Raw genomic sequence first — 9876 nt, 5'->3', positions numbered from 1 at the left:
GGTGTCTGCTCTTAAAACGCAGGGAATATTCTCTTGACACTGGATCGTCGTACCATGCTGGAATTTCTACTATTCGTACTGATAAATTTAATTTTTCAGGATTACTTTTCTTTAAATCTATTTCTTTTAAATAATCCAGTAAATCTCTTGCTGAGACGATGTCCGGACTATAACGAACTAAATAGGAGGCATTGGATGAAACAATATCAATAATGCCTGGAATTTCTCTTTTTCTCAGCTCCTCAGTCACCGCAATTGCTTTAAAGTTACTCTCAATTCTCATTTCACGAGAAATTTCAGCATAAATGTATTCGTCTCCTCCGAAATTAAAATGAGTTTCAGGCAAATTAAACAATACTTGTCGCCCCCTTTGTTATTTCAGCTTTTTCATCCGCCTGCTTATTGTCGCAGGACTAACACCTAGTACCTTAGATAATTTATCGGCAGTGCCGTATTTTTGCATCCCTCTTTGAATAAGTTGAGTTTCTAATTCTTCTACCGCTTCTTTAAGAGGCATCAATTCTAAAACCAATAGTTGTTTTTTCTTTTTTTGAACTTCCCCGTACAAAAATTTCAATGCATGCTCCCGTTTAATCCATTCTCCCTCGCCCAATAATGTTAAGCGCTCCACTATATTTTGAAGTTCCCTTACATTTCCCGGCCATGAATATGTCTCTAAAACTTCAATGGCTTCTGGCGTGAAACTTTTCTTGATATCATACATTTTTTTAAATTGTTCCAAAAAATAAATGGCGAGGGGAAAGATATCATCTTTTCGTTCACGCAATGGCGGAATACTAAATGGAATAACATATAGTCGGTAGTATAAATCCTCTCTGAATTCACCTTGGTTCACCAACTCTTGTAAGTCCTTATTGGTTGCCGTTATAATTCGAACATCTACAGGTCTTGGATGGGTCCCGCCAATTCTAGTCACTTCTCGCTCCTGCAACACACGCAATAGCTTCACTTGCATATTTAAAGGGAGTTCACCAATTTCATCGAGAAAAAGCGTGCTGTTATTAGCAATTTCAAACAACCCTGCTTTCCCATTTTTATCTGCACCAGTAAATGCCCCTTTCTCATAACCGAACAATTCACTTTCAATGAGATTCTCTGGAATAGCACCGCAGTTAATCCGGACTAGCTGCTGGTTACTCCGAGGACTGGCTGAATGAATTTGGTGGACAAATACTTCTTTCCCAACACCGGATTCACCTTCCAGTAGAATAGTCGAATTAAATTGGGCTACTCGCTTTATCTCTGCTACTAAGCGCTCAATTGTTTTCGAACGATAAACAAGTTGTTTATTGTTAAAATCATCATGATCTTGTAGAGTTTGAGAACCTTCGTCCGACTGATAATGAATTGAGGAACTTTCTTGTGTAATATCCCTTGAAAGTACAACTACTTTTTCTAATTTCCCTTCATGGTACACCGGGGTAGCTACAGACCAGACTCTACTTTTTCCCATAGAATCCTGAATCGATGTAACCTTTTTCTTTTGTTTCTGACATAGTTCAAAAACATTAGGCTGAAAAATGTTTTTTCTTGTAAACTCACTTATATTCTTACCAATTATGTTTTCTGGATTATCCACTTTCCAAAAATCGTGAAGAAACATTCCCGCTACTCGAATGATTTTTCCGCTTTCGTCAATGACGAGTATTTGTTCCTGGGAAGAAGCATATACCGTTTGTAAATCAGAATTCAGATTTCTTACAAAGTCTAATTCTTTAACAGAATCCTCGAAAACTTCACGCGAGAAAAAAATATGAATGAGTCCTTTTATTTTATCTTCCATTTTCAAAGGGTAAAAATTCCCAACCGTGTATTTAAAATTAATAGAAGCGTTCACATTTATAAGAGTTTCCCCAGTCATTACTTTATCGAGATTTTTATCGATACTTAATAACATTTTATAGTCTCGAAACTGTAAAAATGAGCGGTGGAGACCTAAAATACTTTCTGCTGTTTCATTAATATATTCTATTTGGTAATCGATATTCGTTCGGACAATTCCTACCCCAGCTCCATGTAAAAGGAGATTTAAATCCTTCAAATTCAGCTCACTTATTTGATTTCGGGCCTGTTCAATTGTAGTGAAGCCGATAATTTCTCCATCGGTATCCTCCCCTATAATAAGTGTAACGTTATGGAAAAATTCAACAGGCGAAAACTGTGGGACTTTTAAAATATCATTTTTATAGATAATTGGCTTTGATAAGTCTTCATTTTGAGCAATTTGGTTCATTAGAATCTCGATAGTACTATAGCCCACTAAAGACCCCTTATCCTTTACAAACACAATATTCGCTTTTTGATTTGATAATGTTTGAATGACAGCTCCAATAGTGCAATGTATATTAACATATAGGGAAATCGGTTTAAGAATATCGTTCCAAATAATCAACTTACTCACCCCTCCCGATTACGGAATCTTTATTTTATTATACTTTTTTTAGTTAAGGATATGCATTTAGAGGTATTTTAATATAAATACCATTTTGATTATTCAGTCAATTATACCTATACTTTGTTTCAACAACCAGTGAAGTAACTACGGCTTAGTTTGAGAAGTTTACAAATTAATTGAAGAGAGTCTAGAGGGCATTTACAATTCAATCCGTTATATTGGGATCTAAACAGAATGACTCCGGCATACAATACCGGAGTCATTTACTAGTCAACTATCTATTAATCCCTTTTTTCATTAATTAGAGCCCCACTACTATACCAATATACATTTTAAGACAAGTATCTTATTAGATGATCTTATTAATAGGAACAATCTCGACGCCACTCCCCTTTAAAGCTTCTACAACTTTTTTAGCCAGAGTCGGCGCTCCTGGTGTATCTCCATGTATACAAATGGTCTCTGCTTTAATGGAAACATCTTTTCCATCGTGTGTTATGACTCTTCCTTCTTTGACCATACGAACAACTCGCTGTGCCATTTCTTCATAATCATTGATTCGTGCGCCTGTTCTCGTTAGCAAAATGGACCCGCTTTCGGTATGCTCCCTGTCAGCATAAGCTTCTTTTGCAACAGGGACACCCATTTTTACAGCTTCTTCCATCACTTCCGATTGGCTAAGCGCAAATATGATCATATTTGGATCGATTTCATGAATTGTTTCTAATATTGCTCTTGCTATAGTCTTATCTTCCATTGCTTTCATAAATAAAGCTCCGTGTGGTTTACAATGTTGGATTTTGACATCTGCTGCTGCACTGAATTCTCTTAAGGCGCCTACTTGATACATCACATAGTCTTTTATTTCTGAGGGTGTACAGGTCATGAAGCGACGACCGAAACCCAATAAATCTGGAAAACCTGGATGTGCACCAATCCCTACATCATATTTCTTTGCTATTTCCACTGTTTTTCTCATAACATGGGGATCTCCGGCATGAAAACCACATGCAATATTAGCCGAGGAAATAAGCTGCATTAATTCTTCATCATAGCCTAATTCATAAAGGCCGAAGCTCTCACCCATATCACAGTTCAAATCTACCTTATACATTGTTCTCACCCCTCAACTTGAACTTTATTTTCTGCTAAAAATTGAGTCGTATAATTACCACTAATAAACTGGTTATTTTTCATGATTTGTTTGAGAAGCAAGAGGTTTGTTTTAACTCCCTGTACTTCAATTTCTTCAAGCACTCCCTGCATTTTTGAGATTGCTTGATCGCGTGTTATTCCGTGAACAATAATTTTACCGATCATCGGATCATAAAAAGGGGTCACCGCACTGCCTTCGACGATGCCAAAATCCAACCTTACATCGTTTTCGGGTAATTTCAACCTAGAAATTACACCAGGACTAGGAAAGAAAGTACTAGGATCTTCTGCATAAAGTCTGCTTTCAATCGCGTGTCCTGTTTTGTTTATCTCTTCCTGTGTAATCGTCAGTTTTTCCTTCGCAGCTATTTTCAACTGTAGTTCAACTAAATCTATTCCTGTTATTTCTTCAGTTACTGGGTGCTCTACTTGCAGACGAGTGTTCATTTCAAGAAAATAGAAATTTTGATTTTCATCAAAAATGAATTCCATTGTGCCTACATTTGTATAATCGATTTGTTTTACACCTCGAATGGCTGCTTCCAACAATTCTTTTCGAAGGGTATCATTTAGAAATGGCGAAGGGCTTTCTTCTATCACCTTTTGATTTCGGCGCTGTACTGAACATTCCCGTTCAAATAAATGTAAGACATTTCCGTATGTATCAGCGACAATTTGCACTTCAATATGGCGGGGTTTTGAAATCCATTTTTCTAAAAAGACAGTTCCATCCTTAAAAAATGAAGTAGCTTGTTGCTTCGTGGCATCAAACACTTTTATTAGCTCGGTATCATTTTGAACAAGCTGCATCCCAATACCACCACCACCGGCGCTAGCTTTTAACATGAGTGGATAGCCAAGATCGTTCGCAATCAGCAATGCTTCGTCAACTGACTCAATGCTTTTATCCGTACCTGGTACAACCCTTACGCCCGCCATTTGCATTTGGGTACGAGCTTCAAGTTTACTGCCCATAATGTGTATCGTTTCCGCAGAAGGACCGATAAAGACAATATTTTCTTCCTCACATCTGCGTACAAATTCCGCATTTTCAGATAAGAACCCATACCCAGGATGAATAGCATCTGCATGTGTTTTTTTTGCTACCTGAATCACTTTTTCAATATCAAGATAACTCTTTTTCGCTTGAGCAGGGCCGATGCATACAGCTTCAGTCGCCTCACTGACATAAGGAGCCTCTGCATCGGCTTCAGAATAGACAGCGACTGTTTGAATACCTTCCTTTTTACAAGTACGAATAATTCTCCTAGCAATTTCCCCTCGGTTTGCAATTAGCACCTTTTTAAAATAGCCCATTTACTTTTCCTCCTTCCTTCTTCAAAATTGATTACTGTTCAATGATTACCGCTATTTCCTGTCCTGCGTCTAGAATGTCCTCGTCCTCTACAAAGAATTGTGCAAGAACTCCATCTGTTTCTGCTTTAATTTCATAAAAGTTTTTCATGACTTCCACCATAGCAAGAACGTCACCAGTCTTAACTGTATCTCCTTCTTTTACGTACACGTCCTTATCGGGAGCAGGTTTGCGATAAAATACTCCTGGGATTGGTGATAGAACTGTTTTTTGTTCAGCCATGATTGATTCCCCCTATTTGTCCTAATACTTGTTTTTTCATTTGATTGATTTTTTCTTTGTATTCATTTCTTGCCTCGAGGGCTTCATTAATGTCAATAGCCACAAAGCGTACCTTCTCATTTGTTTTGATTTGTGCCATTTTGTCTAAATCCGTACTGATAATTGTACAAATCGTCGCATAGCCTCCACCTGTCACAGCATCGTTTAACAAAGCAATCGGTTCGACACCATCTGGTACTTGAATCGATCCGATAGGATACCCTAAATCCACAACATTTGAAGGATTGCTGCCGGCTCCAAATGGTTGTTGACGCTCTACGAAATTCAAACGCTCCCCTTTAAAACGGTAGCCAACACGGTTTGCTTCCGTTGTAACCGTCCAATCGATGGAGAAAAAGCGTTTTTTACTTTCTTCAGTAAGGCGATAACTGCACAATCCTACAACAACACGTATTATATTCGTTTTTGAGAAGACCGGAATTAATTCATCACTTATGCGTGTTCCGATTGCAACCTTTGATTGGTTTGCATTACCGATTTTCAAAAAGTCCCCAGCTTGAAGTGGTCTTCCTTCGAAACCTCCAATTCCGCACAATGTATATGTGGACCGTGATTCCATAATAAGCGGCACTTCAATTCCGCCGGCTACCGCTAAATACACCCGAGCTCCTTGTTTAACAAAATCAAAGGACAAAACATCTCCAGCCATAACTTCCAATGTTTCCCACATCGGAACATACTGATCATTAATTTTTGGTGGTATTTCCCCTCCTGCAATAGCAACGGTTACATCTTGTTGGAATTCTAAGACTGGCCCCATATAAGTAATCTCGAGAACAGCTGCATTTTCATCGTTCCCAACAAGAAAGTTGCTTGCCCTGAAGGAGTATTTATCCATAGCTCCCGATGGTGGCATACCCACTTCATAAAAGCCTATTCTCCCATAATCTTGAACAGTCGTTTGAAGGCCAGGGTTAATAACTTTAATCATGCATATAACCTCCTTATCACAGATTCTGAAAACGCATTTGGATTTCCGAGAACATCTTTAGGCTTAAAGGTTATATCCTTCGTCAAATAACGGAATTCCCCATTTTCAACTTGTTTTCGAATATCTTCGTACTCCTCCATGGAAATGCTTCGATATCTAAAAACATCCCCCTGTCTCGGGAAGGTCATTGACTCTTTAAAATCATGTAAACGTTGCTCCTTTTGAAAGATCGGTGCTGCGGCAGTTCCAAACAATTGATAACCACCTGCACCTTGAACCGGATATATAACGGCAAATGAACCGCCGAATCCGAATGCCCTCTCTGGCGTATATGTTCGAGGACGGACATATTTAGGTGCTTCGATTTGCTGCTCGTTTGGAACCATTTGATAGCACCATGGCAAGCCCGGTACAAAGCCTATCATCGAAACCAGATAAGGGGCATCCGTAATTGATTTAATTAAATCTTCTTTCGTATGAAAGCCATTTGTATGTGCCACATATTCAATATCTGTTGATGTTGGATCCTGATGCCGATCTCTAAAACGCATTAATGCCTCATGTGTCCAAGGATCTTCAAATAATATGGGTACATCTACTGCACGTGCAGTTATTTCGAAGTTTTCCAAGGAAACATATTGTTCAAGTTCTTTCAATTTTGAAATTAAGTCATCTGGATGAATGAGATCTGGATTAAACCGGATCATATAGGAAGCATTGGAAGGACAAATATCCAAAATCCCTGATACTTTCTCTTTTCGTAACGCCTTAGTAATAGCCATTGCTTGAAAATTTGTTTCAAGACTCATTGCCTCAGCTAATTCAACAAAAATAAACTCATCACCGCCATATTCGTAACGGGTCAATGGACTTCACCTCATTTATTGGATTTATACTAAACCATTGCAATTCTCATGCCAAAACAGACAACTATAATATTTGTTGATTATTCAGATTATTAAAATGGTAAATCGCCTAAATCCCTTTATTTATATTTCAATTCTGAAATATAATCTTTCATAAATGAAATAAATCAACCGATTACTAGTTCATAATGTGTAAAATATAAAAAAGACCACAAAGCTTTCTAGGCTTTTGCAGTCTCTCAATTTATGTCCTCATCAACAATAATGAACACTATTCTATAAAGTATTTCTTACAATGAGTCCATTACTACTAATAACCAAGTTTTTTTTCCACAACGTTCATTAGGGGCTTACCGTCAGAAAAAAGCTTTAAATTTTTCAGGAATAATTCCATCACACGATCTATGTGTTTGGAAGAGTTATAAGCATTATGCGGGGAAACCATGACATTTTCCAGCTGCCAGAAAGGGTGATCCTTAGGTAAAGGTTCTACTTCAAACACATCTAGAGCCGCTCCTGCTATGTGCCCATTGCTTAAGGAATCGATTAAATCTTCATCCACAATCGTATTGCCGCGGCCGACATTAATTACATAGCTGCCTTTTTTCATTTTATTTAAGCGTTCTTTATTAAAAAAGTATGAGGTATCTTGTGTATACGGCAATGCCAAGACGACAAAATCGGACCTGGAAAGGACATCATCCACTTGATCCATACCCATTATCAAATCAGCAGGTTCGTATTCTTTGTTCCTCTTTGAGGGATTCCGGCGGCACCCGATAACGGTCATGCCTAGTGCTTTACATCGCTTTGCTATCTCATAGCCAATATCACCATACCCAATTATCCCCACTATCGCATTTTCAAGATCCTTCACAGGAATTTCAATCCAGGTTTTGTTTATTTGATTTCTGATCATTGTCGGTATGCCTCTTGCTAACGAAGATAGCATCGCAATTGTATGCTCGGCTATCGGGACTGATGTGCAGCCTTTGACATTGGTGATGATGACATCGCTGTTTTCTATATCTTCATTCAGCATGGCCTCCACACCAGCACTGTCTGAATGAACCCATTTAATCCTTGGAGCTTTTTTTATAATGTTAAGATTATCATGAAGCCCCAGCGTATAAAGGATATCAAACTTTGATAAATCAACTGTTGGCTGTGGTTCAGGTTCACCGAATTCCCATGGCTCGACAACAACTTCTGAACAAATCTCCTTAAACTCATTGATGTATTTTTCCGGTATATCGACCCTGATATAAAGTGAAGGTGCTATTTTCTTAGAACCAGACATTATAAACCCCCCTCAAGACCCTCCGATTCCCTTTTCCTGTATTATTGGAAGGCAATCCGTTGCGACTATATCATGCCGTGCATGATGATCACTTCAAGAAATCCGGTTGCTCTTTTCTGATTCTGTCCCAAAGAGGCTGAAAACTCAGCCACCCCTCATATTCCGTTCCCGTTTGTTCTGCTGTTAACTTTGCATACTCTTCTTCTATAAAAATCGGCTTACCAACAGATTCAGCCATTATCTGAGCTTGACATGATCGTTCCATCGTTATGAACCACCAAGCAGCTGAATCTACAGATTGGCCGACCGTTAACAATCCATGGTTGCGGAGGATGACAGCTTTGTATTGACCTAAAGCCTTAGCAATACGCTTACCTTCTTCGGATGCATAAACCACACCAGTAAAATTATCAAATAATGCATGGTCATTGTAAAATTGGCAGGCATCTTGCGTAATCGGATCTAATAGTCTCCCTAAGGAAGACCATGTCTTTCCATATACCGAATGAGCATGTGCCGCTGCAATCGCATCCGGCCGCGCTTTATGAATTTCAGAATGAATGGCAAAGGCGGCACCATTCACGGAATGTTCACCCTCTACAATATCACCTTTATGATTAACCAATATAAGATCCGAAACGGAAATTTGACTAAAATGCATTCCAAATGGATTGACCCAGAAATGGTCTGTATATTTAGGATCACGGACCGTAATATGGCCAGCTACCCCTTCATCGAAACCAAACTTTGAAAAAAGCCGGAATGAAGCTGCCAAACGTTCCTTCCGGTGTGTGCGTTCTTCTTCCATCGTATTGAATGTTGCGGGTTGCAGGGAAATTGTCTTTGTCATTTTTACTTTCCTCCTCGATTTTTCCGTTTTTTGCCGGACCTTCAATTAGCCATGGTGTCCATGTCAGCTTTACCCTTTACCTCTTGCTTTACTTCACTTTCGTTCTTGTGTTCATTATTGGAACTTAGGAAGGTAATCGTAGTGATGACGACAAAACTAGTAGCAAGCCCGTACAGAATTGGTTGAGTGGAGGAAGGTCCATTTATCACCAATCCCACAATAATAACGATCATGCTGGCCAGAATGGAGTAAAATGCCGCTGTGGCCGTGACCCTTTTCCAAAAGAAACCAAGGATGATCGGAAAGAACACAGCACCGGATAAAATTGCGTAAGCTACATCCAATGCTACTAAAATATCTTGAATCCATATCGAAACGATTATGGTCAATACACCGATCGTTAAAGTGGTAATTCGGGATGTTTTTAAAAATTGTCGTTCACTCATTTTTGGACCAATATATTTTTTAATGATGTCATTAACGACTAAAGTGGACGAAGCTAGCAAAGTTCCTGAAGCTGTGGACATTAGGGCAGATACCACGCTCGCAATGACAACCCCCAATAGACCAGCAGGTAAAGTTACCATCGCTATGCTGGTAAATGCATTTTGTGGATCTCCTAAATCGGGAAGGATAATAAAAGCGCACATTCCAATGATACTGATTGCAATTGCATAAAAAACACTATATAGTCCCGCTCC

The 9876-nt window shown here is 38.8% G+C and carries 10 protein-coding genes; all 10 read right to left on the bottom strand.

The window, feature by feature from the left end:
• Positions 1–355, bottom strand: a 355-nt coding sequence (locus tag ACFVSH_RS18945; protein WP_387707319.1) for a carboxyltransferase domain-containing protein, incomplete at its 3' end; no start/stop codon positions are given.
• A gap of 18 nt (positions 356–373) precedes the next feature.
• Positions 374–2413, bottom strand: coding sequence for a sigma-54 interaction domain-containing protein (locus ACFVSH_RS18940; protein ID WP_387707317.1), 2040 nt, complete (start codon positions 2411–2413; stop codon positions 374–376).
• 352 nt (positions 2414–2765) lie between these two features.
• The gene (locus tag ACFVSH_RS18935; RefSeq protein ID WP_387707315.1) at positions 2766–3530 is read right to left on the bottom strand and encodes a LamB/YcsF family protein; all 765 of its coding nucleotides are present in this window, start codon (positions 3528–3530) and stop codon (positions 2766–2768) included.
• Positions 3531–3535: 5 nt separating this feature from the next.
• A complete protein-coding gene (locus ACFVSH_RS18930; protein ID WP_387707313.1) occupies positions 3536–4888 on the bottom strand; it encodes an acetyl-CoA carboxylase biotin carboxylase subunit in 1353 nt (450 codons plus the stop codon).
• A 31-nt stretch (positions 4889–4919) separates the two neighbouring features.
• Positions 4920–5168 carry an acetyl-CoA carboxylase gene (locus tag ACFVSH_RS18925; RefSeq protein WP_323599577.1) on the bottom strand — a complete coding sequence of 83 codons (249 nt, stop codon included), beginning with the start codon at positions 5166–5168 and terminating at the stop codon, positions 4920–4922.
• Positions 5161–6159, bottom strand: coding sequence for a 5-oxoprolinase subunit C family protein (locus tag ACFVSH_RS18920; RefSeq protein WP_387707310.1), 999 nt, complete (start codon positions 6157–6159; stop codon positions 5161–5163). The genes ACFVSH_RS18925 and ACFVSH_RS18920 overlap by 8 nt, the downstream gene beginning before the upstream one ends.
• On the bottom strand, positions 6156–7025 hold the full coding sequence (locus tag ACFVSH_RS18915; protein ID WP_349729232.1) for a 5-oxoprolinase subunit B family protein: 870 nt from the start codon (positions 7023–7025) through the stop codon (positions 6156–6158). Before ACFVSH_RS18915 ends, ACFVSH_RS18920 begins: the two co-directional genes overlap by 4 nt.
• A gap of 310 nt (positions 7026–7335) precedes the next feature.
• On the bottom strand, positions 7336–8325 hold the full coding sequence (locus ACFVSH_RS18910) for a D-2-hydroxyacid dehydrogenase (RefSeq protein ID WP_387596989.1): 990 nt from the start codon (positions 8323–8325) through the stop codon (positions 7336–7338).
• Positions 8326–8413: 88 nt separating this feature from the next.
• A complete protein-coding gene (locus ACFVSH_RS18905) occupies positions 8414–9220 on the bottom strand; it encodes a class II aldolase/adducin family protein (protein ID WP_387707307.1) in 807 nt (268 codons plus the stop codon).
• A partial coding sequence (locus ACFVSH_RS18900; protein WP_483878307.1) for a sodium:solute symporter family transporter occupies positions 9217–9876 on the bottom strand: 660 nt, incomplete at its 5' end. The genes ACFVSH_RS18905 and ACFVSH_RS18900, both read right to left, overlap by 4 nt.

The sequence above is a fragment of the Peribacillus sp. NPDC058002 genome, assembly GCF_042886655.1.
GTDB lineage: Bacteria > Bacillota > Bacilli > Bacillales > DSM-1321 > Peribacillus > Peribacillus aracenensis.
This window is presented reverse-complemented; position numbering and strand designations above follow the sequence as displayed.

Coding starts and splice junctions, on each gene's coding strand:
- ACFVSH_RS18920 (WP_387707310.1), bottom strand. CDS start 6,159: ATGATTAAAGTTATTAACCCTGGCCTTCAAACGACTGTTCAAGATTAT.
- ACFVSH_RS18935 (WP_387707315.1), bottom strand. CDS start 3,530: ATGTATAAGGTAGATTTGAACTGTGATATGGGTGAGAGCTTCGGCCTT.
- ACFVSH_RS18930 (WP_387707313.1), bottom strand. CDS start 4,888: ATGGGCTATTTTAAAAAGGTGCTAATTGCAAACCGAGGGGAAATTGCT.
- ACFVSH_RS18910 (WP_387596989.1), bottom strand. CDS start 8,325: ATGTCTGGTTCTAAGAAAATAGCACCTTCACTTTATATCAGGGTCGAT.
- ACFVSH_RS18925 (WP_323599577.1), bottom strand. CDS start 5,168: ATGGCTGAACAAAAAACAGTTCTATCACCAATCCCAGGAGTATTTTAT.